This is a genomic window from Shimazuella sp. NTD248 (genome assembly GCF_059510395.1).
Genome location: NZ_JCAJZT010000004.1, coordinates 33,653 through 60,226 on the forward strand (window position 1 = coordinate 33,653; position 26,574 = coordinate 60,226).

Below are 26,574 nucleotides of genomic sequence, written 5' to 3' on the forward strand. Positions count from 1 at the left end.
TCAAGAAAACCGCTATTGTTGAAATTAAATATCTTTTTATAAAAGTTATCCACAGTTTATCTGTGTATAACTTGTGAATAATTGTGGATAAGTCATGAATAAGACAATTTTTTCGGAGGAATTATGAAATATTTATCATATGAGCTGTTAAAGAACGAAACAACTGCACGCAACTTTCTCATCAAAAAATACCCAAAATCAGAAGCCAAAACTCTTTCATATCGCAATGTACATGCATTTACATCCTATATCAAACAAGGCATGGCTTTATTTCAGACTGCTGAACAGAGTGATTTTTGGTCTTCCTCACTCTTACTTTACTATGGAATGATGAGCCTGTTAAAAGCATTTGCACTGAGTATAGATCCTAATTATCCACACAGTACTACCATATTGCAACATGGTTTAACTAGTCCAAAACGCAAAAAAGAGCCTTACCGCTTTTTTTATGATGAGGTTCGAGTGCAGAAAGATGGATTTTTCCCTTACCTGTGCAACTTATTTTCTCATCCTGTTCCTACTGGGGAACGGTATAAATTGGAATTGTTGTGTTCCTTTATCCCTGACTTACAGCTGCTGTTCCAACATTTGAGTCTCAAATCCTACTGGTGGGAAGTTTCCTATCAAAATGGAACCTTAACTTGTCCTGTAGAAGTATTGGATCAATTATGCATTTCTGCTGAATCATTCGTCTATCGCTTAAATCAAAAAAAATCTGCTGTCTGTTTCTCCATGCATAGTTTTACAGAGCAGTCCTTTCAACTAAAAGTGGAAGGCACGAATGACATCTTGAAACATTCTTGGCTGAAACAAAACGGACAAGGAAAACTGTACCTTTGGAATTCATCTCATACATCAATCGATCCACTTCCTGAGATTCTAACCTACTATGCCCTATTTTTTGCACTAAGTATGCTTTGCCGGTATGATCCACCCGTTTGGTATGAGCTCAACAATGACATTGAAAAAGAACAACTTATCATTCAACAACTAATTGATCTAGTTATGCGAAATTTTCCCGATTTGCTATACCAATTATTTTAGCATGCCTCTTCTATTTTAGTGATTATTTTGTATTTTGTCCATTGCCTAGGTATGAAAAAACCCCTCCTAGTATGGAGGGATAGAGCATTTAAATCTATTATAAAAACATTATTCTCGGTTCCTCTCATAGGTATCACGTAAACACGTGCAGGCACAAACGATGTGCCACCCTATGAGAGGAGTTGTCCCTCAGGTCAGCCTATCATCACGGCCAGCCGACACCGCCCAAGAGCGGGTTCTTCTTCTCGTCGTCGTTGATGAACATAGGATTCCCCTCAGTAAAGAGATGGGTCAACTGACTCCATTATTATAACCGAAAAATAATATTATTCAAATAAAAGATAAACCCTACCCAAAAATACAGAATATGGTTATGCTTACTCATCAATTTTTAACGGCTGGTGCAACTGCTTAATAAGCATTGATGATGAAGAAAACTCTTCTTAATGTTTATTTATCATACATACCATTCAAAAATAACAGGATTGAAATAATTAGGATAAAACTTCTCATTTACAGCTTTAAAAATCATCCCCCACTACCAGATTGGTAATGGGGGACAAACCCTTGAAGGCGCATCACTGTTGTCCAGCGACATCTAGGAGTTCAGGGGCTTCACAAGCTCAAGGAGGGCCACATCCAGCTCTTGGCATCCTTCCATGACCCTGGCGATCTCGGCAAGAGCCTCCGCATGCTGGCTGTAGGCACTTGCCAGACCTTCACTACACGGGAGTTGCTTCTCCCCGATCTTCGCACTCTTCAGAGCCATTGCAAGAACTGCACTGACCGCCTCGGCCTTCTGCTTCCCAGTCATCAACTGCATGAAACTTTCCCTTCTCAAAAAATGGGTCTGTTAATGTCATCATACTACAACAAATTCATAAGAAAAACTCCCGTCTGAAAGCGACAGGAGTAGCATTTATTCTTCTTCATCTGTAATTTGTACTTGAGAAACTGTTGCTACTTCTTCGTCTTTGGTCATTTTAATCAAGCGAACACTTTGTGCATAGCGCCCTAGACATGATATACCTGATATGTTCATCCGAATGATCACAGGCTACTTGTGGAGCATACGACAAATGAAAAATACGAAGGAGAAAGCTAAACATAAATATAAAGTTAGAAAAAATAGATTATCCAAGAAATCACGGTTATAGATCGAATTCCAAAGCTAATGCTACTGGTTGGGGCAATATATCTACATGAACTTAATTTACGGATCCCCATCATAGACGCACACAAGAAGTGACATGCACTTAATTGTGCTTCGCCTATGTGGGGTGAACTGACCCTATGCGTCTTGCAACATTTCCTTCACTCGGAAGGTGATGCTCTCAGCAAGTTCAGCGTCGTCCAACCCGCTGGAGTACATAAACGAATCCCCATCGAGTTGCTTCTTTGCACTGACGGCCAGTTGATTAGCCTCTTTCAGTTGCTCTACCACTCCAGCGGGGAGCTCTGCGGGGTGCCTCGCTATCCCCGCCATGAGGGTGTAGTAGTTGGCAAGCCTGATGTAACCGCGTCGCTTATCTCGCTCGAAATCTCGACGCAGCTCCCCCGCTTTATCAGTACATTCTTGCGACTTTTCCAACAGCTCTGCACGATCTAGGTTCACGATGTTCCCTTCAGGTCAGAGGGAGACATAGAGTCTCCTGACTACTATCATTATATCTCAAAAAAATAAAATCCCCCACCCATTTGGGCAGGAGAAAATTTACTCATCTTCTTCATCTGTAATCTGTACCCGTGCAACTGTTGCTACTTCTTCATCTTTCGCCATCTTGATCAATCGCACACCTTGCGCATAGCGTCCAAGGCATGATATGCCTGAGATGTTCATGCGAATGACTACACCCGCTTGGGTAACGATCATTAAGTCTTCTTCTTCGGAAACCATCGTATGCCCAACAACAGGACCATTTTTCTTCGTGATGTTGAGGGTTTTGATTCCTTTCCCGCCACGGGACTGGGATCGGTATTCACTGATCGGGGTTCGTTTCCCATACCCTTTTTTGGTCACGATCATGACATCTTTACCCGGCTCGACAATATCCATGTCGATGACATAATCGTTATCTCCAAGCGTGATTCCTTTCACACCTGTAGCTGACCGGCCCATCTCCCGCACATCCAGCTCTGGGAAGCGAATAGACATACCATGACTGGTACCCATGATAACCTCTTGATCCCCATCTGTTAGTCTCACACTTACTAACTCATCGCCTTCACGAAGATTGATAGCAAACAGACCATTTTTGCGGATGTTTTCAAAATCAGACAGCTTTGTCTTTTTCACTACTCCAGCTGTTGTAGCAAAGAAAAGATTAAAGTCATCGGTAAATTGTTTTACTGGGATAACTGCCTGAATTCGCTCATTTTGCTCAATCTGGATCAGGTTGATGATTGGTGTACCTTTTGCAGATCGTCCCAACTCAGGAATCTCATAACCTTTTAAGCGATACACTTTACCTTTATTGGAAAAGAAGAGGATATGATTATGAGAGCTGGTCACAAATAGCGTCTGGATGAAGTCATCCTCGCGTGTTCCCATACCTGTAACACCTTTTCCACCGCGACGCTGTGCTCGGTAAGTGGATAGTGGCATACGTTTGACATAGCCTCTATGTGTCAGCAAAATGGCAACTTCTTCTTCTGGAATCAAGTCTTCTTCCACAATGCTATCCACATTGATTTTGATGACAGTTCTCCGTTCATCGCCGTACTGCTCTCTGACTTCTACCAATTCTTTGCGGACAACTCCACGAATCCTAGCCTCATCCGCTAGAATCGCTCTTAGTTCTTTGATCGTAATTTGCAGTTCTTGATACTCACTTTCAATCTTATCGCGTTCCAAGCCAGTTAATCGCTGCAAACGCATATCTAAAATTGCTTGCGCTTGCTTTTCACTCAACCCAAACTGCTCCATCAAACCGCTTCTAGCTTCCCCTGCTGTTGCAGAAGCACGAATCAAAGCGATCACCTTATCGATTTGATCCAATGCAATGCGATAACCCTCTAAAATATGAGCACGTTCTTCTGCTTTATTGAGATCAAATTGGGTTCTGCGACGAATCACTTCAATTTGGTGATCTAAGTAGTGAGAGAGTGCCTGATGCAAATTGAGCACACGAGGTTGACCGTTCACTAAGGCTAGAGTATTTACTCCAAAGCTTGTCTGTAAAGTGGTATGCTTGTACAAATTATTTAAGACAATACGAGGATTTACATCCCTGCGCAATTCAATGACAACACGCATACCGTTACGATCTGATTCATCACGAAGATCAGTTATTCCGTCGATTTTTTTATCTCGAACCAATTCCGCAATTTTTTCTACTAATTTCGCCTTATTTACTTGATAAGGGAGCTCTTCCACGATAATGCGCATTTTTCCATTTTGCGCTTCTTCGATGCGTGTTTTCGCTCGGATTTGGATACTGCCTCGCCCTGTACGGAACGCTTTCCGAATTCCTTCGTAACCGAGAATAATTCCACCTGTGGGAAAATCAGGACCTTTGACGATTGGTAATAGATCCTCAACTGTCGTTTCTGGATTATCGATAATAAGCAATAAACCATCAATGATTTCACGTAAATTGTGCGGTGGTATATTGGTTGCCATTCCGACCGCAATCCCAGATGTACCATTGACTAGTAGATTGGGGAAACGGGCAGGGAGCACAAGTGGCTCTAGCTGTTGTCCATCATAGTTAGGTCCAAAATCAATCGTATCTTTTTGGATCTCTCTCAGCAATTCTAGTGTGATAGAAGCCATTTTAGCTTCCGTATAACGCATTGCTGCTGGTGGATCACCATCGACAGAACCAAAGTTACCATGTCCATCGACTAACATATAACGGTATGAAAAATCTTGCGCCATACGAACCATTGCTTCGTATACAGCTACATCGCCATGGGGATGGTATTGGGCGGTGACATTTCCAACTACCCTTGATGACTTTTTATACTGTTTGTCAGGTGTCATTCCCAACTCATACATGGTGTATAAAATGCGTCGGTGTACCGGTTTGAGTCCATCACGGACATCTGGCAATGCTCGGCTCACGATAACGCTCATAGCATAGTCAAGAAAAGAAGATTTCATCTCTTGGCTGATATTTACTTCTTCTACACGTTCTGTATTTGCCATCCGTTTCATCAACTCCAACTAACGGATATATCCGTTTCCAGCTATCTCCTACACGTCTAGTGTTGCTTGATTTGCATACTCTTGAATAAAATCTCGTCTAGGTTCTACTCGATCTCCCATCAACATTTCAAACACTTGATCAGCATCCATCGCATCTCTAAAGGACACTTGACGAAGTGTTCGACTATCAGGGTCCATCGTTGTCTCCCAAAGCTGGGTAGCATTCATCTCTCCCAAACCTTTGTAACGCTGAATTTCAATCTTACCTTTGCCTTCTAATTCTTTGACTACTTGTGCTTTCATTGCATCAGAATATGCATAGCGAATAACTTTTCCTTGTGCGATTTTGTACAGTGGCGGCTGAGCAATATACACATATCCCTCTTCGATCAGGGATCTCATATACCGGAAGAAAAAAGTCAATAGTAGAGTGCGGATGTGCGCTCCATCGACATCCGCATCCGTCATAATGATTACTTTGTGATAGCGGGCTCTATCAATCTGAAAATCATCTGCTATCCCAGTTCCAAGCGCCGTAATAATAGTTCGTACTTCTTCATTCGACAAGGCTTTATCCAAACGTGCTTTTTCAACGTTGATAACTTTACCACGAAGAGGAAGGATCGCTTGGAACATTCGATCACGACCTTGTTTTGCCGTACCGCCAGCTGAGTCACCTTCAACCAAATACAATTCACTGATAGAAGCATCTTTGCTTGTACAGTCTGCTAATTTCCCGGGCAATGAACTTACCTCTAATGCATTTTTCCGTCTCGTTAACTCCCGAGCTTTTCGAGCAGCTTCTCTAGCCCGAGCCGCTGTAACAGATTTATTGATGATCTTTTTCCCAATAGCTGGATTTTCATCGAGGTAAGCTTGAAAATAATCAGCAAATAATTGTTCCGTAGCAGAACGAGCTTCGCTATTTCCCAATTTTGTTTTGGTTTGGCCTTCAAACTGCGGATCAGGGATTTTCACACTGATAATAGCAGTCAATCCTTCACGTACGTCGTCTCCTGTCAAATTGCTTTCGCTATCTTTCAACAAATTGTTCCGACGTGCATAATCATTTATCACCCGGGTGAGACCCGCTTTAAAACCAGATTCGTGTGTACCACCCTCATGAGTGTGGATGTTATTAGCATAACTGTAGATATTGGAAGAGTAGGAATCGTTGTACTGCATTGCAACTTGAACTTGAATACTTTCACGTTCCCCCTCAATGTAAATCGGAGGTTGATTCAATGCTTCACGATTACGGTTGAGGTACTCCACAAAGGAGGAAATGCCACCTTCAAATTGGAATGACTCTTCTTTTATCTCTTCCCCGCGTTTATCTGTCAGAACAATGGTCACACCACGATTGAGGAAAGCAAGCTCACGTAGACGATTTCGTAAAATATCATATTCGTACTCGATTGTTTCCGTAAATATTTCTGGATCAGGTTGAAATGTGATGGTAGTACCGGTTTCTTTCGCAGTCCCAATCACTTCCAGATCCATTTGGGGTATACCTTGGGCATAAGTCTGCCGATGAATCTTTCCATCCCGTTTCACAATAACCTCTAGCTCGCTGGATAATGCATTTACAACAGAAACACCAACTCCGTGCAAACCACCGGAAAATTGATATCCTTCCCCATCAAATTTTCCTCCAGCGTGCAGTACTGTCATGACAACTTCCACCGCAGGTCTTCCTACTTTGGGTTGAATACCAACCGGAATCCCGCTTCCGTTGTCCACAACTGTCACACTATTGCCTGGATTAATAGTGACCCCAATCGTATCACATCGTCCAGCCAAGGCTTCATCGATACTGTTGTCTACTACTTCCCACACCAAATGATGCAGACCTCTACTGGATGTAGAACCTATATACATCCCTGGCCGTTTTCTTACAGGTTCTAACCCTTCTAAAACCTGAATTTGTGATTCATCATATCCAGTTGTCATAACACATTCACCACCTTTATTCCTGATTGAGAACGTTTTAATAATGTGTTGGAAGAGATTGGTGATGTATAAATCTGGCTTGTTGTGATGATAAATGATTTCACATCTTCATCAAGATTCGGGAAATGGATGCTAGATGAAGATTTTACAGCACCCACCGCATCGATTATTGCAACGACATCACTCAATCTAATCATTTGGTTTCCACCAAGGTGAATAAACAAAAAAACATCACCTCATCATGCGCGAGTAACATGACCATTTTGAACATGGTACACAACTGCTTGTTTTTGGGTTTGTAAATCTATTCCTTCTAATCCAGTAGCAGTAACAAAAGTTTGTACCCGGCCCCGGATCGATTCTAATAAATGAGTCTTCCTCGAATCATCTAATTCAGAAAGCACATCATCCAATAATAACACTGGAAAGTCACCTGTGGCTTCTTTCACTAATTGTAATTCTGCTAATTTCAGGGAAAGAGCAGCTGTTCGTTGCTGCCCTTGAGATCCAAATGTATGATAATCCAATTTATTGTGTTGGAGGGAAAAATCATCTCGATGAGGTCCAAGTAAGGTATTTCCTAACATTATCTCTTTCTTTCTCACTTTTTCAAGTGCCGCAAACATGCATTGTTGCATTTCTTGCTCGGACATGTGGGCATAAATCGGCACAGATGGAATATATTCTATTTGGAGGTGCTCTTCTCCTTTTGTGATCGAAAGGTGAATTTCTGCTGCATAAGTTTGCAGTTTGGACAATGATTCCAATCGCTTTCTCCAAATCGATACGGACAACTGCACGAGTTGTTCATCCAAAACATCCAAAAAAGTGAGTGGAAAAGTATTGTTTTTTGACAAATTTTTGAGAAGTTGATTTCGTTCTTTCAACAAATTTTTCAGCTGTGTCAAATGATGGACATAAGTAGGACTGACTTGACCAATTTCCACATCTAAAAATTTTCGCCTAACTTGTGGACCTCCCTTTACCAGTTGCAAATCTTCTGGAGCAAATAATACGACTGGTAAAGTTCCAATATATTGACTTAACCTCGCTACATCCACACCATTTTTCTTGATTTTTCTACCTTTGGGAAGGAGTTTTAATTCCAATCTCCATTTTTGCTTATTTCCTTGTGTTTTAACCCGTACCATCGCAGATTGCTCACCAAATTGTATACATTCTTGAAGGGAACGAGCGCGATGCGACTTACCAAAAGAAATCATATATAAAGATTCCAACAAATTGGTCTTACCTTGTGCATTTTCACCTATAAACAAGTGAAGGTCCTCTGGACAGTCTAGTTGTAGTTCAGGGATATTGCGAAAATGTTGAAGTTGCAGCGACGTAACACGCAAAGAACAATCCCCCCACTAAACCAAATGTATCTTGCCAAAGCCTTCAATCTCCACTTCATCCTGTGGATAAAGTTTGCGACCTCTCCGATCATCGGGTTCTCCGTTTACAACAACTTGATATGATTGTAAAAAGATTTTTGCTTCTCCTCCACTGGCAATAACATCTAATGATTTTAGCAGCTGCCCAAGTGTCATGTATTCACCCTGAATAGGAATTTTTTTCATTGTAAGTTCCTTTCTTCATCACCGAGTACGAATGGGCACAATCAAGTGAAGTGAGTCATTACGATCAGTGGGTTGAATGAGGAAAGGTGTCATAGACCCTGTAAATTGGATATGAATTTCCTCACTATCAATGGTGCGGAGTGCCTCGATCATATAACGAGCGTTAAAGGAAATAGTCAAGGGATGACCTTTTACTTCAGCTTTAATCTCTTCTACTACACTTCCGATTTCTTGAGAAGCAGAGGTGATTTGCACTTGGTTATCACTCACAGTCCATTTTATCACATTATCTCTGCCATCCCTGCTAATAAGTGACGCACGCTCAACAGATTGTAACAATTCTTTTGTTTTCGTCGTTACTTCTACATCTCCTGATGGGGGGATAACACGGTTTGTGTCTGGATAACTGCCTTCAAGTAGCCGGGTGTAGAACGAAAGATATTGATTTTGTGCCAGTAACTGATTTCCTGCTACAACTAAATCTACTAATTCTGTTTCATCAGCAAATGTTTTTGCTAGTTCACTCATACTTTTTCCAGGGATGATCACATTTTTTAAATTAAGTTCTGGCAAACTTTCTACTTGTGCACGTTGGCGAGACAGTCGATGACTATCTGTAGCGACACAAGTGAGCAGACCATCTTCTAATTGAAATAAAACTCCTGTAAATACTCCTCTAGCTTCATTCACTGCAACCGCAAAACTCGTTTTACGTACAAGTGTACGAAGTAAGTCAGCTGGTAGAGAGAACACTTGCTCTTCATATAATTGAGGGAGACTTGGATATTCTTCACTTGGTAATCCATGTAATTGAAATTCTGCTTTTCCAGAACGAATGGTAATGTTATTTCGTTCACCAACAATCCACTCTACCTCATTTCCAGGTAGTTTGCGAACTATTTCTGCAAAAATTTTGCCTGGAACTACAACACTACCACTTTCTCCTACGAACAATTGTTCCTTTTCTTCTTTTATTTTAGGAATTTTGGTTTCAATTGTCAAATCTGAATTACTACCTGTCAGTATCAAGTGATCATCTTCTGCTGTTACTTTTATTCCTGTTAAAATTGGGATAGTAGTTCTTGTCGAAACAGCTTTTGTTACTTGTGACACTGCTTCAACCAATACATTCTGTAAGATTCGTAATTTCATAATTACCTCCTCAGCATTTAAAAAAAAATACTTTAACAATTTTTGATTGAAAAATTTCTTCCTAATCCTATTAATTAATTATTTATTTTTTAATAAAGACTAGTAGTAATAGTAGTAGTACCTGTGGATACTGTGGATAAGTGGGTTGAGCCAAGCAACAAAGCCTATACACGTTGTGGATAAGCTGTGTATAGGCAGAGGTGAGTTATCCACAGTTCCCACAATTGCCTGTGGTTAACTGTTTCGGCTGAGACGATTTTTTAATTCCATGATGACTTGCTCTAATTCTCGATCACTGGATAACATGCGACTAATTTTTTCATGTGCATGAATAACAGTAGTGTGGTCTCTGCCTCCAAAATCTTCGCCAATTTTAGGTAAGGAGCTATCTGTTAATTCACGGGAGAGATACATTGCTATTTGTCTAGGATAGGCAATGGTTTTCGTACGTTTTTTGCTTTTGAGATCTTCGACTCGCAGTTGGTAATAACCACCTACTACTTGCTGAATTTCTGGAATACCAATCAACTTTGGTTGATTAGGCGAGACGAGATTTTTTAATGCTTCATGGGCTAGATCTAACGAAATTGATTGATTAAGCATAGTAGAATAAGCGACGACACGTATGAGTGCACCTTCTAATTCTCGAATATTATTAGCAACTTGATCTGCAATGTAGTAGAGGACTTCGTTGGTGACTTCCAAGTTATCTGCAATTGCTTTCTTTCGGAGAATTGCTATTCTTGTTTCTAAATCTGGTGGTTGTACATCTGTGATAAGTCCCCATTCAAATCGAGAGCGTAAGCGATCTTCTAAAAAGGGAATTTCCTTGGGAGGACGATCACTTGAAATAATAATTTGTTTATGAGCTTCATGCAGTGTATTAAAAGTGTGGAAAAATTCTTCTTGTGTTCCTTCTTTTTTAGCAAGGAATTGAATATCGTCGATCAATAACACATCTACAGAGCGATATCTATTACGAAATGGCTCAACATTCCCGCTAACAATCCCATTGATAAATTCATTTGTAAACTTCTCTGAAGATATATAACAAATCCGGCTTTCTGGATTTTGTTCTTTTACATAATGGCCAATAGCATGCATCAAATGGGTTTTCCCCAGCCCGACTCCTCCATAGATAAAAAGCGGATTATAGGTGTTAGCTGGTTGAGCAGCTACTGCTAGGGAGGCAGCATGTGCAAAACGATTACCAGGGCCTATAACAAAAGTTTGAAAAGTATATTTGGGGTTGAGTTGAGCCGAAGTAGGTGTTTCATCTATTGCTGTTACTAAGTCAGGAACTGTTTGTTCTTCTTGTTTTTGAGCAGAGATTTCATCCGAATCCATGTTTTTATTTGTAGCATCGGTTTCTGTTTCATCTAAAGAATGGAGAATAAAGTCCACTTCCATCGGCACACCAGAAATTTCTTTTAAAGCGATTAATATTTTGCTCTTTGCTCGATGTACAAGCCAATCTCTAGTAAAAAAATCAGGGACTGCAATAAGTAAGAAGTTAGGTCGGCTCTCTACAACTTTCGTTTGAATCAATAATTGTTCTACATCTGCAGATTCATCGGAGCAAGCTGATTTTAAGGCATGGAGCCATAGTTCATCAGCAGAATACATAAGCAAAATCCTCCTTTCTTTCTAGTTATCAATTGTTATCCACAAAAAAAATAGATGAAGATCAAGTACTCCACAGAGTTATACACATTATCCACAATCTGTGGATAACTTTTATATGAAAAGTATAAGTTATGTACAACTTGACTTATCCACAGTCTGTGGAAAACTAAGTCTTGTTAAAAACTTATCCACGGAGAAAACAAAATAAGAATATCAAAATAGGCTAGAGATGACAAGGACTTTTGTCTAGTTATCCACTTACTCACAGCCTGTGGATAACTACTTATCCACAGGCTGTTTTTCTGTGAATAATCAGTGGAAAAGTTGTGGAAAAGTTCAAAAATAGTTGTCCACAGGTCATGATATTTTCACAAAATCGACGTAAAATCCATCAACCTGTGGATAACTTGTGGAAAAGTTGTTAATAACCTGTTAGTAAGCTGTTGATAATCAGTGGATAACTGAAAAAAATCCTTATATAACTAGGGCGATAGGATTTATTAATACACCAAAATGTTTTCCTATGATGTTTAGGAAGAAATGAATTGTTCAGCTTACCTATTGTGCTAAGCTAGTAATAGATATGTCCCGTTCGTCAAGAAGAAAGGAAACATCGTGTGGATTTACCGAATCCTCAATCTTCTCAAAAAGCTAATTCGATGGGAATGGGATATTCATTTGACCCTTTCTGTTGTCCAAGTATACTTGATTAACAGTGATGGCAAAGCACTCATTCTCGATCGATCTCCTAAAGATCCAGTAATCCTTCAGGCATCTGATAAGGATCAAGGTGATGTTCAGAAAGAGGTTCCCCGTGGTTGTGTGAGAAAGGTTGAAACTTCCATCGAAGCAGTGGCTAGGGAATTGCTTGAGGAAACCGAAATCGGATGGGATAAAGTTACGAGCTACAGGATTCTTCCCGATAACGAACATAAAATTCGGAAGTTTAAGTTCATCGTATATCATCTCATTGGTGTAGTGGTTTATATCCCTTTGACCCAAGAACAGATCCAAGTAGTAACCAACCCCAAGAATCATACGGGTTTTGCATGGATTTCCAAGGAGGAGCTGCCTTCCAGCGGGCTTGATTCGTTTACACTGGAGGGAATCCACCATGCGTTGACGATTGTCGAGCGGGAAAGAGGGTTCCCATACTAAGGGAGCTCAACTGGGTAGTGAAGCAACTCACTGCCCAGCTGGAAAAAGAAACAACTTCATTATAAATGGATTGATTAAGGTGATACTAAGAAGTCACCTGAAGAGGAAGCTTTGAACCCATATTACTTTTAGGTGATATGGGTTTTGTATTTTTCAAATCAAGTAATAGGACGGTTGTCATGGAATCCACAAAAGGATCGAAGAAAATTTTCATCTGTGGATAACTTGTGGATAACCTGTTGGTAACTTGTTAGTAAGTTGTTGATAAGCGGTGGATAACAAAAGAAAAGCCTTACATTCCTTTTGTTATAGAATTATATATTTTATTATGGTGTTTCTATACATAAAACAATAAAAATAAATCCAAGTGGTATTTTATAGGAATTTTTTTATCTGAAAAGACTTTTCCCTTTTGCGTTGTACCAAGATTTTCTCTTTTTCTGTGGATAACCTGTGGAAAAGTTGTTCATAACCTGTTAGTAAGTTGTTGATAAGCAGTGGATAAGTCATGGAAAGGCTTATGTTGTGAGGTGTATAGAATTTGAAAGTTGAATAGTATGCTTTTATATGAGACTGATTGGTGAAGACATTTCACAAAAACAGAAACGCCAAATTCCTTTGTAAGGTGGGTTGTTTTATGCGTTCACAATATAAAAGAGAAAGAAAATTTTTGGATATTACATATTTAAGACATGGAAATGATCGACAGAAAAAGGCATATGCAGTATTAGAAAAGCTGTGTATCATGGATAGACTACAGAAATACAATCCAATTTTAGCTGGAACGATTCCAATTGAGATAGATATAGAAAGCAGCGATTTAGACATTTTATGTGAAGTATACGAACTTGGGAGTTTCAATGATTACTTACAGAAAGAATTTGGAGAGTATCCATGCTTTTTCGTATTGGAGAAAGAAAGAGATGCCAGAAAATATGTGGTAGCGAGATTTCGTTACGATAGATTCGATTTTGAACTTTATGGTCAAAATATACCAACCATTCATCAAAACGGTTATCGGCATATGGTAATTGAACACAGAATATTGAAGCTGATGGGCTCTACATTCAGAAATAATGTGATTCGATACAAAAAACAGGGTTTAAAAACAGAACATGCCTTTGCTAAGTTGTTAAATCTGAAAGGGGATGCTTATCAAGAAATATTAGAGCTTGAATTTCTAAGTGACGAGCAACTCATTTCTAGATTCTTGAAATAAACAATTGCTGGTATTGTTCCTTCTATGCTAGATATGGAAGGGTTATAGGGGGAATTACTAGTGGATTTGATTAGCGATATGATTGTGATTAGAAATCGATAACCAATCTCCTATTTTCTTGACACTATGCCCTTAAGATAGCTATAATATGGAGGATTGTCGGCAAATACGACTACTAAGGGAAGAGAAGGGAGGTAACCTTGAATTATATCAAGGTGAATATAAATGAAAAGAACTTATCAACCAAGTAACCGTAGACGCAAGAATGTACACGGTTTTCGTGCGAGAATGGCAACTAAAAACGGACGCAAAGTGTTAGCAGCACGTCGTCGTAAAGGAAGAAAAGTGCTATCTGCTTAATTCTAGGACCACTCACTAACTGTGGTCTTTTTTTCGATATAAATAATTCCTCGCTGGAGAATGGAGGAGTTCTACCTTGCAACGAGCATATCGTTTAAAGAGACGCAGCGATTTTCGCAAAGTTTTTCGTGGAGGTACTTCCGTCGCCAATCGCCAATTTGTGTTATACACTTTCAAGCGGACAGACGGGGAAGTAGCTCGAGTGGGTATCTCTATTAGTCGCAAGGTAGGAAAAGCCGTCGTGCGAAACAGGATAAAGAGATTGGTCAAAGAGGTTGTCAGGCAGTGGATGAATCAGATTCACCCACAACTGGACCTTATCCTCATCGCCCGTAATCCAGTAGCAGGGTTAGACTATATAGAGATGGAATCTAGCCTTCGTCATGTAATGAAACGAGCAAATGTGTTCACTCAACTGCCAAAAGTGAAAAAGAGGAGTGAGCAGAATTGAAAAAGCTAGCTATTCTTATTATCCACTTTTATCGGAAATTTATTTCACCGCTTTTGCCTCCCAGTTGTCGTTTTTACCCTACTTGTTCCCAATATGGATTAACTGCTTTGGAGCGACATGGATTTTGGCGCGGTGGTTACTATACAGTGAAGAGAATTTGCAAATGCCATCCCTTTCACCCTGGCGGGATTGATCATGTCCCCTAGAAAAGATTTGGCTTTATCCTTAAGGAGGAATTATTGTTGAGTAAGCGGCGAAAGTATTTTTTGTTTGCCTTAATCGCCCTTTTTGCCGTCCTCGTATTGAGTGGTTGTTCACCAACGGGAGCGCATTATGCGAAGTTAGATCCAAGTCATGCAGGTTTCTGGGATAAATATTTTGTTATTCCACTGGCTCACTTATTAGACTGGTTTGCCAAACTATTGGGGAACTATGGTTGGTCTATTCTAATTGTTACTTTCTTAGTGAGATTGATTATTTTCCCTCTCACTTATCGTCAGCAAAAAAGTATGCAAGAGATGCAGAAAATCCAACCACAGATGCTAAAAATCCGGGAAAAATACAAAAAAGACCCACAAAAAATGCAGCAAGAAACGATGAAATTATATCAAGAACACAGCATTAACCCGATGGCAGGCTGCTTTCCAATTTTGATCCAAATGCCTGTACTGATTGCGTTTTATCAAGCGATCGTTCGAGATGCAAATATTGCAAAGTCATCCTTTCTTTACTTGCAGTTAGGACAACCAGATCCGTATCACATATTACCATTGCTAGCTGCCATAACTACATACATTCAGTTTGTGTCATCTGGTACTGGAGATAATCCGCAAATGCGTATTATGGTTTGGATATTCCCTGTTATGATCTTTGTACTTGCATTTAGTTTCCCTGCCGCGATGGCCTTGTACTGGGTATATGGTAACGTTTTTACTATCTTACAATATCAATTGATCCTCAAGCCTTTGCTAAAAAAACCAGCTGGGGCGACAAAATAATCGCTTATGCCTTTGACTCCCTTTGCGGGGGTTTTTTTTCTTGCATTTGTGCTAAGATAAGTTATTAGATGAAGAGGTGGATGTTGTGGAAAACGATACAATTGCAGCTATTGCAACAGCAATGGGTGAGAGTAGCATTGCCATCATTCGCGTTAGTGGAACAGATGCAGTTACTCTTGTTGATCATATATATCAAGGAAAAAACAAACTGAGTACAGAAGCAACTCATACTGTACATTATGGGCATATTATCGACCCTTCTACAAAAGAGAAGATTGATGAAGTACTGGTGACAGTTATGTTGGCTCCACGGACATTTACAAGGGAAAATGTAGTGGAAATTAGCTGCCATGGCGGTTTGGTTGCAGTGGAGCAAACATTAGGCCTTTTATTGTCCACAGGTGTTCGCTTAGCTGAACCTGGGGAATTTACGAAGCGTGCATTTTTAAATGGGCGTATTGATCTATCTCAAGCGGAAGCTGTGATTGATCTAATTCGTGCCAAGACGGATAAAGCAGCTAAGGTAGCAATTCGCCAGTCGGAAGGAAAATTATCTCATCATATTCGAGCCTTGCGAAGTGAAATTGTGGAAACTCTGGCCCACTTAGCCGTAAATGTCGATTATCCAGAATATGATGCAGATGTGTTGACAAGTCAGTATGTTGTAGATCGTTGTATGTCCATTAAAAAGGATATCAATAAGTTATTAATAACAGCAAAACAAGGAAAAATCTTACGCGAAGGCATTGCTACAGCGATTATTGGCCGTCCAAATGTAGGAAAATCTTCTCTGATGAACGCATTAACCCAAGAGAATAAGGCTATAGTGACGGATATCCCTGGTACTACACGGGATGTCATAGAAGAATATGTCAATGTACGTGGGATTCCTTTAAAATTATTGGATACAGCTGGGATTAGGGAGACAGAAGACATAGTAGAGCAAATCGGAGTAAAACGCTCTGAAGAGGCATTACAAAATGCAGATTTGGTTTTGCTCATGCTAAATCATTCGGAAGCATTGCAAAAGGAAGATATACGGCTGATCGAAAAAAGTAAAACTTATCCTACTATTCTTATTATCAATAAAACAGATCTACCTAAACAGATTGATTACGAAGAAATAAAGAAACATATTGGCAATCGTCCTATGATTTCATTATCTGTCAAAGCAGAACAAGGTTTAACTCAGTTAGAAGAAACGATCAAAACGATGTTTTTTTCAGGTCAAGTAGATATGAATGACCAAACTTATGTCAGTAACGCGAGACATATTAGGCTATTAGAACAAGCAAAAGCAAGCATAATGGAAGTGATGAATGGGGTAGAACTTGGTATACCACTCGATATGGCCGAAATCGATATGAAAAATGCTTGGCAAGCACTGGGTGAAGTCATCGGCGAAGCGGTTGCGGAAGATTTAATCGATCAGATCTTCTCCCAGTTTTGCCTCGGAAAATAGGACAGATGAAAAGGAACATTAGAAAATGAAAAGTGAGAGGTGTAAAAAGTGAGTTATCATGCGAGTACTTACGATGTTATTGTGATCGGGGCTGGTCATGCAGGTTGTGAAGCAGCATTAGCAGCTGCCCGAATGGGTTGCCAAACGCTACTCCTTACCTTAAGTTTGGATACGATTGCTTATATGCCTTGTAACCCGTCTATCGGAGGGCCAGCAAAGGGACATGTGGTACGTGAACTGGATGCACTTGGTGGGGAAATGGGTAAAAATATTGATAAAACCCATATTCAAATGCGTATGTTAAACACTGGGAAAGGGCCGGCCGTGTATGCACTCCGTGCGCAAGCAGATAAAGTTCTCTATCAAAGAGAAATGAAGAAAGTATTAGAAGAAGAGCCAAATCTTACTCTGCATCAAAACATGGTAGAGAAGCTACTTATCCAAGATGGTGTATGTAAAGGAGTTATCACCCGTACTGGAGCAGAGTATCATGCTGAAACAGTGGTGTTGACAACTGGAACATATCTACGTGGGAAAATTATTATTGGCGATCTCCAATATGAAAGTGGACCCAATAACCAACAACCGTCGGTCAATTTGGCACTTCATTTGCAAGAACTGGGATTTGATATGGTACGGTTTAAAACAGGAACTCCTCCACGTATCAATAGTCGGACGATTGACACGAGTAAAATGGAAATTCAACCAGGAGACGAAGAACCGAGGGCTTTTTCCTTCGAAACAACAGAATATATCACAGATCAGTTACCATGTTGGTTGACGTATACAAATGAAAAAACACATCAATTTATTCAAGACAACTTACATCGAGCTCCTATGTATTCTGGAAAAATAGAAGGTAGAGGTCCACGTTACTGCCCATCGATTGAAGATAAAATCGTCCGATTTGCAGATAAAAGTCGCCATCAGATTTTTATTGAACCAGAAGGTAGAGAAACACTGGAAATGTATGTCCAAGGTTTATCTACTAGCTTACCAGAAGATGTACAACAAGATATTTTGCGTACGATTGATGGATTAGAAAAGGCAGAAATGGTCCGTACTGGTTATGCGATTGAATATGACGCAATCATACCAACTCAGTTGTGGCCAAACTTAGAGACGAAACTAGTTCCGGGATTATTTACTGCGGGACAAATCAATGGTACATCTGGCTATGAAGAAGCAGCAGCACAAGGTATTATGGCTGGAATTAATGCTGCAAGAAAGGTACAGGGCAAAGAGCCAGTCATTTTAGACCGCTCGGAAGCCTATATTGGTGTGTTGATTGATGATCTTGTGACAAAAGGAACCAACGAACCTTACCGTTTGTTAACTTCTAGAGCTGAATATCGTTTATTGCTTCGACATGATAATGCAGACCTACGCCTAACAGATAAAGGGTATGAAATTGGTCTGATTAAAGAGGAGCGTTATGGGCGATTTGTCGCGAAACGGGATGCTATTGAAAAGGAAATTGCTAGATTACGCAAAACAAAGTTGACTCCAAATGCAGAGGTGCAAACGAAGTTAGCAATGTTAGGAACATCAGAAATAAACAATGTAATGGAGTTAGCAAATCTCATCAAGCGTCCAGAGCTCTCTTATCAAGATATTATGAAACTGTCTCCATCATCAGAAGAACTGAGTTCAGAAGTCATGGAGCAAGTAGAGATACAGCTGAAATATGAAGGTTACATTCAAAAATCATTGCAGCAGGTAGAAAAGATGAAACGAATGGAAGAGAAACGTATTCCACATTGGGTGGATTACACCAAAGTTTCTGGTCTGTCCTCTGAATCTCGTGAAAAACTACAGCAAGTTCAACCAGTGTCATTGGGACAAGCCTCTCGTATTTCTGGGGTAAATCCAGCTGATATCTCCATTCTGATGATTTATATTGAACAGGGCGGGAGAACGGCATGACGAGCTACTTGCAAAATGCTTTTGAGTTAAATGATTCACAATTGAAGCAGTTTGAAACCTACTATCGTTTGCTGGTAGAAAAAAATAAAGTAATGAATCTTACTGCTATTACAGACAGACAAGAAGTAGAGATAAAACATTTTTTTGATTCCTTGACTATTTCCCAGGTAATAAACTTTCATGAAGTCAATACCATTATGGATGTTGGTACAGGAGCTGGTTTTCCGGGAATCCCACTTAAAATTGCATTTCCGCATTTACATCTGACGCTTCTGGATTCGTTGCAAAAACGTATTTTCTTTTTACAGGAAGTTGGAGAAGCATTAGGTTTGGATAAAGTAGAATATATTCATGGTAGAGCAGAAGATATAGCAAAAGATCATCGCTATAGGGAACAATATGATATAGTAACTTCCCGAGCAGTGGCAGGATTAAATATTTTAGCGGAGTATTGTTTACCTTTTACAAGTGTTGGCGGGACTTTTGTAGCAATGAAAGCAGGAGAGGCAGAGCAGGAAGTAGCGAATGCAGAGCAAGCTCTTACCTTGTTAGGAAAAGTGTCACAAGCGATTCATCCTTTAACACTCCCTGAGGAAATGGGGGAGAGGAAATTAGTACTAATGAGAAAAAGGCAATCTACACCCAAAAAATATCCCAGAAATGCTGGGATGATAAAAAAATCCCCTCTTGGAGGAAACAAAACTTGATCTCAAAGTGTTGAGGTCAAGTTTTTTAGTTAGAGGATGGTGATCATTAGGATAATAGGAAATTAAAAATCCCCCATGGAGGGGGAGAAGAATGTTTATCCTAAATTATTAATTAAGTTATGAAGACCGCGAAGGGCGATCTTGCGTTTTTCGATTTTATCCATCTCTTGTCTTTTTCGATCATTACTATTAGAAAAAGACGGGAAAAAGTCTTCAAAGCTATTATAACCATATGGTTCTTCGAATTCGATATTATCGATTTTGAGATTGTCTGAGGTTGTTTCTATCGTATCGGATTTTGTCTCTTCTTCCTCAGAAGGGATAGCTTTAGCTGAAGGATCAGGTTTGGTTGCTTTGATTGATTCGTCTTCTATATCAGGTTGTATGAGAGACTCTTGTACAAGCGACGAAAATGAATTTTCAGGTTGAGATGTTGAACTAGGTTGTACAATTGGATTTGGAATGGCAGCTTCTAGTGATGAAAAAAGTCGACTCTTTTTATTTCTACGGCGAGAAGAAAATGGTTCCAATGGAAATACATCAGGTTTTTTTGTTTGCTCTTCATCAGTTTGGTCATTTGTTATTTTTTCTTGATTGGTTGGGTTAACAGTTGAATTAGATGTTGTTTCTTGGTGCAAATTGTGGAAAGAAAATTTTTTTCTTAACCGTATATCTCGATTTAAGACAAGAGTATGAGAGTTAGTCTCGTCTTCAGTAAAAACCTCATTTTCATCTACTGATTGGATTTCAGCTGCTTCTATTATTACTTCTTCTTTTTCCTCTGTATTTTCTTCAAGAATAGAGTTTGATTCTTCTATTTCAGATTCTTCTATATGAGATTGCAAAATAAGTTCATCCATATCAGGTAACTTATTTTGTTTCATTACAGGTTGTTCTTCTGTTTCTTGTTCGTATTGTTCATCTTGATCTATGCGGACATCAGATGAATTTGTTTTAGATAGTTCTATGTTTTCTCCTTCTAGATTTGCAGTCTTGTTGATAGGCGGTGGACCATGAAAAATGAAATTGTTTTTGTCATCGAAAAAGTTTGGTTTGGGAATGATATATGGTTCGGATTCTATTTCAATATTATCGTTTGTTTGTTCTTCCAGATTTATTTCCAGCTCATTTTGGTTTTCCTGTTTTTCTTCTACTTGTTCTTCTTCCTCTATTCGGATTGGATTAAACAGATGATAGGAAGAGATCATAGAGCTTGATAAACTATTTTTTTCGTTCCGCTGAAGCCCTGGAAATTTGTTACGACGGATTCCTAACATACGATTATCAATAAGGGAACTCTCTTTGGCTAAGGGAGTGATGATTGGGAATGAGAATGTTCTATCTTCCTCTGATATATCGTGATCTTCTTCTAACTCTTCTTCTAATTCTTCAGATGTTGGAGATGAAATTTTTATTGGTTCCTCTACTTTTTCTTTTGTTTCTTCCGAATCATCATCAGTAAAAGTAAATGCAACCTTTTCTGCTTCTGCCTCATCTTGGAGCACAACTTCATTTTCAGTATTGTCTTCCGGTGTATTAGGTAAATCCATCTCTATGACTTCTTCTACTTGATCGTTTATTTGCTCTTCGATTGCTTCAGGATCATACATTTGTACGATCGGTTGCAAAAGATAGGTTGTGGTGTTTTGAAAAGAAGTTTGCATCTGATGTTGTTGAATCTGTAGGTGAGTAATTGTTTCATTTGATTCTGTTGTGTGAACTCTTTTCTGAGCCATCATAGTTATCATCATTTGGGGATCTATAGGTATGTAAAGGACTCGCTTGCCTTCTTGTTCTAGAGCCTCTACCGTCTCCTTTGATTCATCATCAAATCCCAATACAACAGTGTCAAATTCATGATCATGTATATTCATCTCGTAATCCCTCCTTTTTTAGCTATAAATAGATCGCCCATTTCTTCCATCCTATTATCTCTTTTTTTTCGGCATAAGGCTAGTTCCAATTTCGTTTGGTTCGTGCCTGTTTCATTAAAAATACAGCAGAATCCCCCAAAATATTGGGGGATTCAAAGGATAGAAGTTGTATCTATTCTACTTCTCTATTTTTTCATTTTTTGTGGTTGATGTTGTTGTTTCTTATTCATTGCTTCACTAAGTGCATCTGGGACAGTGAATTCTTGCTGTATAGTTGCAGCAGCTTCAAGCAGGTCTTTGACAGGTACTGCTTTGGATTTGGATTGAGAGAATTTGCACAGTCCGAATCCGTTTGCAAACTGAGCTTCGATCCCATAATCTTCAGCAAATATGAGTTTATCACCAAAGCGTTCCCGATAGAATGGTTTAAATGGAATGGATGCTCCACCAGTCAAGATAATATAGGTAATATCATCACCAAAGTCTAGACGTTGCCAAACTTCTTCTACTAGGTTAGAACCTACTTCACGAACACATTCTTGGACAATGGCGCTTACATCATGAGTTTTTCCTTTAAAGCTAATTTCACCAGAATTCACAATTCGAGGTAAACTCCAAATAGGATATTCTTTACCGTTGTTTTCGGCATCTGCATTGCGAGTAAAATCCAATAATCTTTTAGAAAGTAAATTATACACATTAAGCATAGCATGACGAGAGGTAAAACTCTGGCGTTTAATGATGGTTTCCCCATGGAGTGTTTCAATATCAGAAGTACCAAATCCTAGATCATTAATACTCACTTTTTGGATAAATAGATCTTCATTTAACAGCTTTCCATCCCGGTCTAATGCGATGTGGAACAGAGTAGCCATTGGTTGGCTGATAACAAATAAGTTTTCTTTTTTAATTTCAAATTCAATTTTACGATAAGGGAGGTTTCCTTGTTTTACCTCGAAAGTATGTTTACCAATTAGACGCCTTTTCAGTTCGTCTTTGTAATCGATGTAACTATCTGTTGGCAGAGCTACTGATACTACTGGCTCATTGTTCCCCTGTAGCATCAAACCTGTACTTACACGGAACATAATGAGATATTCTTGTTCACGGAACCAGGTTGGGCTAAACAAACGACGTTTGTGTGAATCAAATAATTCATCGTCACCAGATTGTTCTACTGCTAATTTTCCGCAAAACCATTCCCGATCTCCATCTGCTTCTCGATACATAATGTTATGTGGATCATTGTTGTAAGTGATTTCACCTACACGGTTTGGAACAACCATATTGCGGATAAACATTTTATAGAATTTACCATTAGCACGGCTTACTACCTTTGTACCGTAGTAACCTTGGTCGTTACCTATGTAGACTGGTGTACTCATTATTTGGTTTCCCCCTAAGTCAATCACGTAGTTTTCTATCTTCCCTCTCAACGATTCTACCAATTACAAGTAATAGGATCAAGGACTTTCTCATCGAAAGCAATGACTGATAAAAGGACAATCTAATTCTTGTTAAATGCAAATATGTTTATAGGTAATAAGTAGGGGAGGCTAAAATGTTTCACGTGGAACAACCAATTTTTGACTTTTTTAGCAGGTAGTAACGAAAGTATAGCGAAACTATAAAGAATAAGAGCAGATTTTTGTGTATACATCGTTAGGATTGAAAATTTTAGAGACAGGATAAGAAGAATTACACGGATTCTGCTTACATAATACGATGAACAGGCGGTGGAAAGGTATGAAAGAACCGTTTAGTCGGTTATTTGGCTTAGCAGAGAAACAACAAATTGAGGAAGTAAAACAAATTCCTGTGAGCCTCATCAAACCAAGTCCTTATCAACCACGAGCAATTTTCTTAGATGATCGACTAGAAGAATTGTGTCAGACCATCCGGATCCACGGAGTTATCCAGCCTGTAGTAGTTCGCCAAAGAGGCAAACATTATGAATTAATAGCAGGGGAGCGAAGGTTAAGAGCAGTTAAGAAGTTGAATTTCCCTACTATTCCAGCCATTATTCGAGAACTCAGTGATTCTCAAGCAGCTTCTGCTGCACTGATTGAAAATTTACAGCGAGAAGGCCTAACCTCAATAGAAGAAGCAAAAGCTTTAGAACAGTTATTAGAAGTGCATCATTTGACACAAGAAGGATTAGCCCAAAGGCTTGGGAAAAGCCAATCCACGATTGCGAATAAACTAAGGTTATTACAGCTGCCGCCATTTGTGCAAGAAGCATTGTTAGATCGATCGATTACAGAAAGGCATGCGCGTGCTCTTTTAGCCTTAAAAGATGAGGAAAAACAGCACAAATGTTTACTTGAAATAATCGAGAAAGAGCTTAATGTAAAACAGACAGAAGAAAGAGTTAAAAAATTATTGGAAACAAAAGAAACTGCAAAGAGAACAGCTAAACCATATTCACGGGATTTTCGTTTAGCTGTCAATACAATCCGCCAATCTTTGGATATGATTAAGCAGACAGGAATGGATGTCATTGCTTCTGAAGAAGAGTCTGATCAGTTTTATGAACTAAAAATTCGTATTCCAAAAGCTACAAGGGATTGATAGGTAAAACGATTTTCCTATAGAATAATAGAGAAAAATGTTAAAAAGTGAGTAGGTGACACCGTGGGAAGAGTAATTGCAATTGCAAATCAAAAGGGGGGCGTCGGAAAAACGACGACATCAATCAATTTAGCAGCTAGTGTAGCAGCTATGAAAAAGAAAGTTTTATTGATAGATATAGATCCCCAAGGAAATACAACAAGCGGATTAGGCATAAATAAAGCGGATGTGGAAGAATGTGTGTATGATGTATTGATGAATGAAAAAAATCCTGCTGAAGTGATAATTTCCACTAGTGTAGATCGATTGTGGTTATTGCCAGCGACCATTCAGTTAGCTGGTGCTGAAATTGAGTTAAGCCAAGCTATATCACGAGAACTTAGATTAAAGTGGGCCATTCAACAGATAAAAGATCAATTTGATTATATTTTTATTGATTGTCCTCCTTCACTAGGAATTATTACTTTGAATGCATTAACAGCTGTAGAATCTGTTCTGATCCCGATTCAATGTGAATTTTATGCACTAGAAGGTTTAGGACAGCTATTAAATACCATTCGTATTGTCCAAAAGCATTTAAATAAACGTTTGGAAGTAGAAGGTGTTTTACTTACCATGTTTGATGGGCGGACCAATTTGTCGATGCAAGTAATGGAGGAAGTAAAAAAGTACTTCCAAAGCAAAGTATATCAAACTGTGATTCCAAGAAATGTTCGATTAAGTGAGGCCCCGAGTCATGGTGTACCTATTCTTGCATATGATCCAAAGTCGCGTGGTGCAGAGTGTTATGTGAGTTTAGCCAAGGAGGTAGTTGCGAATGGCTAAAGGCCTAGGTAGAGGTTTGGATGCACTGTTTACAAAGGTAGATGTTGAGAATGAAGATGTGATCAGCGAGGCAAATGTAGAAGAACTTCGTCCTAACCCGTATCAGCCACGCAAAAATTTCGATGATCAAGGAATTCAGGAATTATCTGAATCGATCAAACAACATGGAGTAGTTCAGCCGCTTATTGTTCGAAAAAGTATTCGCGGTTATGAAGTAATCGCAGGTGAAAGGCGACTTCGAGCTGCAAAATTAGCAGAGTTAGAGAAAGTCCCTATTGTCATACGAGAATTTACAGATGAGCAGATGATGGAGATTGCTTTAGTAGAAAATTTGCAACGAGAAGATCTTAATCCGATGGAAATTGCTACGGCATACCAGAAATTGATGGATCGTTTAACCTTGACACAAGAAGAATTAGCGGGTCGTGTAGGAAAGAGCAGACCACATGTTACCAATTTCCTTCGTCTCTTGCAATTACCAATGGAAATTCAATCTGATGTTTCACGTGGAACATTATCAATGGGACATGCTCGGGCGATTTTAGGAGTAAAAGAAGAGCAGTTGCAAATACAATTAGCAACAAAAGCCATCAAAGAAAGAGCCAGCGTTCGTCAATTAGAGGAATGGATTCAACGAGTCCATCACGAGAAACCACAAAAAACAAAAGAGGCTCCAAAAAGAGTGGAACCTACTATAAAACGGTATGAAGATATGTTACAACAAGTATTTTCCACGCCTGTGAAGATCAAACCTGGGCGGAAAAAAGGGAAAATAGAAATCGAATATTTTTCCGATAGAGAATTAGAACGACTTATTGAACTGATCCAACAAGATCATATGATTCAATAATTGGAAGCAAAGGGAGGGAGCTCTCCCTCTATTTTTTTGTTCGAACATGTTAGACTTCATGGGTCCATACATCTCGGGCAGATTGCATGCTAATCGCATTTAAGATGGAATCAGAGATAATCTGAGCCATTCGCATTACTGTGCTTAAACGTGTGTTTTGTAGTACCATATATTCCATAAATCCAGCGACGTTGACGATACCCGTTACATGAATTTGTCCAACTTCAGGTAATTGTTTATTTACACCTGCTCCAGGTTTAATTGGGCCTACTCCTATTTGGATCGAACCAACACTATTTAATTTACCTAGGCAGGCATCTATTGCAATGACTAAAGCATCAGGATAGAGACGTTGAAGGTAAGTCAATTTTTCTGGTAAATTTAAAGCATGAACTGGATCATCTAGTGTTCCAAGCACAATGATGTGATCAGATTCCTGTTTGGAGAGAAAAGTACCAACAAGCGGACCAAGGGAATCACCTGTAGAGCGGTCTGTTCCAATACAGACACATACAATCTTTTGATAAGAAAAAGTATCTAAAATAGATGCAATGGACTGGGTAACATCTAGGGTTGCAGAAGGTTCAGTATGGGGAATGCTATAGGAAATTGTTTGGTTCAAGGTAACTCCCTCCATTACTCTCAAGCTCTTTAACAGTATACGGAAG

General features: G+C 39.3%; 25 protein-coding genes. 13 read left to right on the forward strand and 12 right to left on the reverse strand.

Features of this window, described 5'->3' with window-relative positions:
• Window positions 1-123 precede the first annotated feature (123 nt).
• Window positions 124-1,044 (forward strand): YaaC family protein, encoded by a 921-nt coding sequence (locus AC5WOE_RS09795; protein ID WP_496050012.1) that lies wholly within the window; start codon window positions 124-126, stop codon window positions 1,042-1,044.
• Between the two features lie 598 nt (window positions 1,045-1,642).
• Here the strand turns inward: AC5WOE_RS09795 and AC5WOE_RS09800 are convergent.
• From AC5WOE_RS09800 to dnaA, 9 genes are all read right to left on the reverse strand, one after another.
• Window positions 1,643-1,867: a hypothetical protein gene (locus AC5WOE_RS09800; RefSeq protein ID WP_496050013.1), complete on the reverse strand. Its 225-nt coding sequence runs from the start codon at window positions 1,865-1,867 to the stop codon at window positions 1,643-1,645.
• A 468-nt stretch (window positions 1,868-2,335) separates the two neighbouring features.
• The gene (locus AC5WOE_RS09805) at window positions 2,336-2,659 is read right to left on the reverse strand and encodes a hypothetical protein (RefSeq protein ID WP_496050014.1); all 324 of its coding nucleotides are present in this window, start codon (window positions 2,657-2,659) and stop codon (window positions 2,336-2,338) included.
• 99 nt (window positions 2,660-2,758) lie between these two features.
• A complete protein-coding gene (gyrA, locus tag AC5WOE_RS09810) occupies window positions 2,759-5,194 on the reverse strand; it encodes a DNA gyrase subunit A (protein WP_496050015.1) in 2,436 nt (811 codons plus the stop codon).
• 48 nt (window positions 5,195-5,242) lie between these two features.
• Complete coding sequence (gyrB, locus tag AC5WOE_RS09815; protein WP_496050016.1) at window positions 5,243-7,147, reverse strand: DNA topoisomerase (ATP-hydrolyzing) subunit B; 1,905 nt, start codon at window positions 7,145-7,147, stop codon at window positions 5,243-5,245.
• Window positions 7,144-7,371 (reverse strand): extracellular matrix regulator RemB, encoded by a 228-nt coding sequence (locus AC5WOE_RS09820; RefSeq protein WP_496050017.1) that lies wholly within the window; start codon window positions 7,369-7,371, stop codon window positions 7,144-7,146. The genes gyrB and AC5WOE_RS09820 overlap by 4 nt, the downstream gene beginning before the upstream one ends.
• A gap of 15 nt (window positions 7,372-7,386) precedes the next feature.
• Window positions 7,387-8,502: a DNA replication/repair protein RecF gene (recF, locus tag AC5WOE_RS09825; RefSeq protein WP_496052515.1), complete on the reverse strand. Its 1,116-nt coding sequence runs from the start codon at window positions 8,500-8,502 to the stop codon at window positions 7,387-7,389.
• A 15-nt stretch (window positions 8,503-8,517) separates the two neighbouring features.
• Window positions 8,518-8,727: a S4 domain-containing protein YaaA gene (gene yaaA / locus AC5WOE_RS09830; RefSeq protein WP_496050019.1), complete on the reverse strand. Its 210-nt coding sequence runs from the start codon at window positions 8,725-8,727 to the stop codon at window positions 8,518-8,520.
• A gap of 18 nt (window positions 8,728-8,745) precedes the next feature.
• Window positions 8,746-9,879, reverse strand: a complete 1,134-nt coding sequence (gene dnaN / locus AC5WOE_RS09835; RefSeq protein WP_496052516.1) for a DNA polymerase III subunit beta — start codon at window positions 9,877-9,879, stop codon at window positions 8,746-8,748.
• A 234-nt stretch (window positions 9,880-10,113) separates the two neighbouring features.
• Window positions 10,114-11,505 carry a chromosomal replication initiator protein DnaA gene (dnaA, locus tag AC5WOE_RS09840; protein WP_496052517.1) on the reverse strand — a complete coding sequence of 464 codons (1,392 nt, stop codon included), beginning with the start codon at window positions 11,503-11,505 and terminating at the stop codon, window positions 10,114-10,116.
• A 615-nt stretch (window positions 11,506-12,120) separates the two neighbouring features.
• Here dnaA and AC5WOE_RS09845 point away from each other — a divergent pair.
• From AC5WOE_RS09845 to rsmG, 9 genes are all read left to right on the forward strand, one after another.
• Complete coding sequence (locus tag AC5WOE_RS09845) at window positions 12,121-12,663, forward strand: NUDIX domain-containing protein (protein WP_496052518.1); 543 nt, start codon at window positions 12,121-12,123, stop codon at window positions 12,661-12,663.
• Between the two features lie 637 nt (window positions 12,664-13,300).
• The gene (locus AC5WOE_RS09850) at window positions 13,301-13,882 is read left to right on the forward strand and encodes a DUF4269 domain-containing protein (RefSeq protein ID WP_496052519.1); all 582 of its coding nucleotides are present in this window, start codon (window positions 13,301-13,303) and stop codon (window positions 13,880-13,882) included.
• Window positions 13,883-14,107: 225 nt separating this feature from the next.
• Complete coding sequence (rpmH, locus tag AC5WOE_RS09855; RefSeq protein ID WP_028778273.1) at window positions 14,108-14,242, forward strand: 50S ribosomal protein L34; 135 nt, start codon at window positions 14,108-14,110, stop codon at window positions 14,240-14,242.
• Between the two features lie 76 nt (window positions 14,243-14,318).
• A complete protein-coding gene (rnpA, locus tag AC5WOE_RS09860; RefSeq protein WP_496050024.1) occupies window positions 14,319-14,693 on the forward strand; it encodes a ribonuclease P protein component in 375 nt (124 codons plus the stop codon).
• A complete protein-coding gene (gene yidD, locus AC5WOE_RS09865) occupies window positions 14,690-14,899 on the forward strand; it encodes a membrane protein insertion efficiency factor YidD (protein WP_240875221.1) in 210 nt (69 codons plus the stop codon). Before rnpA ends, yidD begins: the two co-directional genes overlap by 4 nt.
• Before the next feature lie 36 nt (window positions 14,900-14,935).
• The gene (locus AC5WOE_RS09870; RefSeq protein WP_496050025.1) at window positions 14,936-15,691 is read left to right on the forward strand and encodes a YidC/Oxa1 family membrane protein insertase; all 756 of its coding nucleotides are present in this window, start codon (window positions 14,936-14,938) and stop codon (window positions 15,689-15,691) included.
• 85 nt (window positions 15,692-15,776) lie between these two features.
• The gene (gene mnmE / locus AC5WOE_RS09875; protein WP_496050026.1) at window positions 15,777-17,153 is read left to right on the forward strand and encodes a tRNA uridine-5-carboxymethylaminomethyl(34) synthesis GTPase MnmE; all 1,377 of its coding nucleotides are present in this window, start codon (window positions 15,777-15,779) and stop codon (window positions 17,151-17,153) included.
• 48 nt (window positions 17,154-17,201) lie between these two features.
• A complete protein-coding gene (mnmG, locus tag AC5WOE_RS09880; RefSeq protein WP_496050027.1) occupies window positions 17,202-19,079 on the forward strand; it encodes a tRNA uridine-5-carboxymethylaminomethyl(34) synthesis enzyme MnmG in 1,878 nt (625 codons plus the stop codon).
• Complete coding sequence (gene rsmG / locus AC5WOE_RS09885) at window positions 19,076-19,786, forward strand: 16S rRNA (guanine(527)-N(7))-methyltransferase RsmG (RefSeq protein WP_496050028.1); 711 nt, start codon at window positions 19,076-19,078, stop codon at window positions 19,784-19,786. Before mnmG ends, rsmG begins: the two co-directional genes overlap by 4 nt.
• 95 nt (window positions 19,787-19,881) lie before the next feature.
• Here the strand turns inward: rsmG and AC5WOE_RS09890 are convergent, their stop codons facing one another.
• Window positions 19,882-21,660, reverse strand: a complete 1,779-nt coding sequence (locus AC5WOE_RS09890) for a hypothetical protein (protein ID WP_496052520.1) — start codon at window positions 21,658-21,660, stop codon at window positions 19,882-19,884.
• A gap of 185 nt (window positions 21,661-21,845) precedes the next feature.
• Window positions 21,846-23,045, reverse strand: a complete 1,200-nt coding sequence (locus tag AC5WOE_RS09895; RefSeq protein ID WP_496050030.1) for a ParM/StbA family protein — start codon at window positions 23,043-23,045, stop codon at window positions 21,846-21,848.
• Between the two features lie 361 nt (window positions 23,046-23,406).
• Here AC5WOE_RS09895 and noc point away from each other — a divergent pair, with 361 nt between their 5' ends.
• The 3 genes from noc (at window position 23,407) to AC5WOE_RS09910 (ending at window position 25,906) form a co-directional block, all read left to right on the forward strand.
• The gene (noc, locus tag AC5WOE_RS09900) at window positions 23,407-24,231 is read left to right on the forward strand and encodes a nucleoid occlusion protein (RefSeq protein ID WP_496050031.1); all 825 of its coding nucleotides are present in this window, start codon (window positions 23,407-23,409) and stop codon (window positions 24,229-24,231) included.
• Window positions 24,232-24,294: 63 nt separating this feature from the next.
• Window positions 24,295-25,056, forward strand: coding sequence for a ParA family protein (locus AC5WOE_RS09905; protein ID WP_496050032.1), 762 nt, complete (start codon window positions 24,295-24,297; stop codon window positions 25,054-25,056).
• Window positions 25,049-25,906 carry a ParB/RepB/Spo0J family partition protein gene (locus AC5WOE_RS09910; RefSeq protein WP_496050033.1) on the forward strand — a complete coding sequence of 286 codons (858 nt, stop codon included), beginning with the start codon at window positions 25,049-25,051 and terminating at the stop codon, window positions 25,904-25,906. The genes AC5WOE_RS09905 and AC5WOE_RS09910 overlap by 8 nt, the downstream gene beginning before the upstream one ends.
• Before the next feature lie 49 nt (window positions 25,907-25,955).
• Here AC5WOE_RS09910 and yyaC read toward each other — a convergent pair whose 3' ends face one another.
• Window positions 25,956-26,528, reverse strand: a complete 573-nt coding sequence (gene yyaC / locus AC5WOE_RS09915) for a spore protease YyaC (RefSeq protein ID WP_496052521.1) — start codon at window positions 26,526-26,528, stop codon at window positions 25,956-25,958.
• Window positions 26,529-26,574: the final 46 nt, after the last annotated feature.

Coding starts and splice junctions, on each gene's coding strand:
- AC5WOE_RS09800 (WP_496050013.1), bottom strand. CDS start 1,867: ATGCAGTTGATGACTGGGAAGCAGAAGGCCGAGGCGGTCAGTGCAGTT.
- noc (WP_496050031.1), top strand. CDS start 23,407: ATGAAAGAACCGTTTAGTCGGTTATTTGGCTTAGCAGAGAAACAACAA.
- AC5WOE_RS09890 (WP_496052520.1), bottom strand. CDS start 21,660: ATGAATATACATGATCATGAATTTGACACTGTTGTATTGGGATTTGAT.
- dnaA (WP_496052517.1), bottom strand. CDS start 11,505: ATGTATTCTGCTGATGAACTATGGCTCCATGCCTTAAAATCAGCTTGC.
- rpmH (WP_028778273.1), top strand. CDS start 14,108: ATGAAAAGAACTTATCAACCAAGTAACCGTAGACGCAAGAATGTACAC.
- gyrB (WP_496050016.1), bottom strand. CDS start 7,147: ATGACAACTGGATATGATGAATCACAAATTCAGGTTTTAGAAGGGTTA.
- gyrA (WP_496050015.1), bottom strand. CDS start 5,194: ATGGCAAATACAGAACGTGTAGAAGAAGTAAATATCAGCCAAGAGATG.
- AC5WOE_RS09850 (WP_496052519.1), top strand. CDS start 13,301: ATGCGTTCACAATATAAAAGAGAAAGAAAATTTTTGGATATTACATAT.
- AC5WOE_RS09910 (WP_496050033.1), top strand. CDS start 25,049: ATGGCTAAAGGCCTAGGTAGAGGTTTGGATGCACTGTTTACAAAGGTA.
- dnaN (WP_496052516.1), bottom strand. CDS start 9,879: ATGAAATTACGAATCTTACAGAATGTATTGGTTGAAGCAGTGTCACAA.
- AC5WOE_RS09895 (WP_496050030.1), bottom strand. CDS start 23,045: ATGAGTACACCAGTCTACATAGGTAACGACCAAGGTTACTACGGTACA.
- rsmG (WP_496050028.1), top strand. CDS start 19,076: ATGACGAGCTACTTGCAAAATGCTTTTGAGTTAAATGATTCACAATTG.
- AC5WOE_RS09795 (WP_496050012.1), top strand. CDS start 124: ATGAAATATTTATCATATGAGCTGTTAAAGAACGAAACAACTGCACGC.
- yaaA (WP_496050019.1), bottom strand. CDS start 8,727: ATGAAAAAAATTCCTATTCAGGGTGAATACATGACACTTGGGCAGCTG.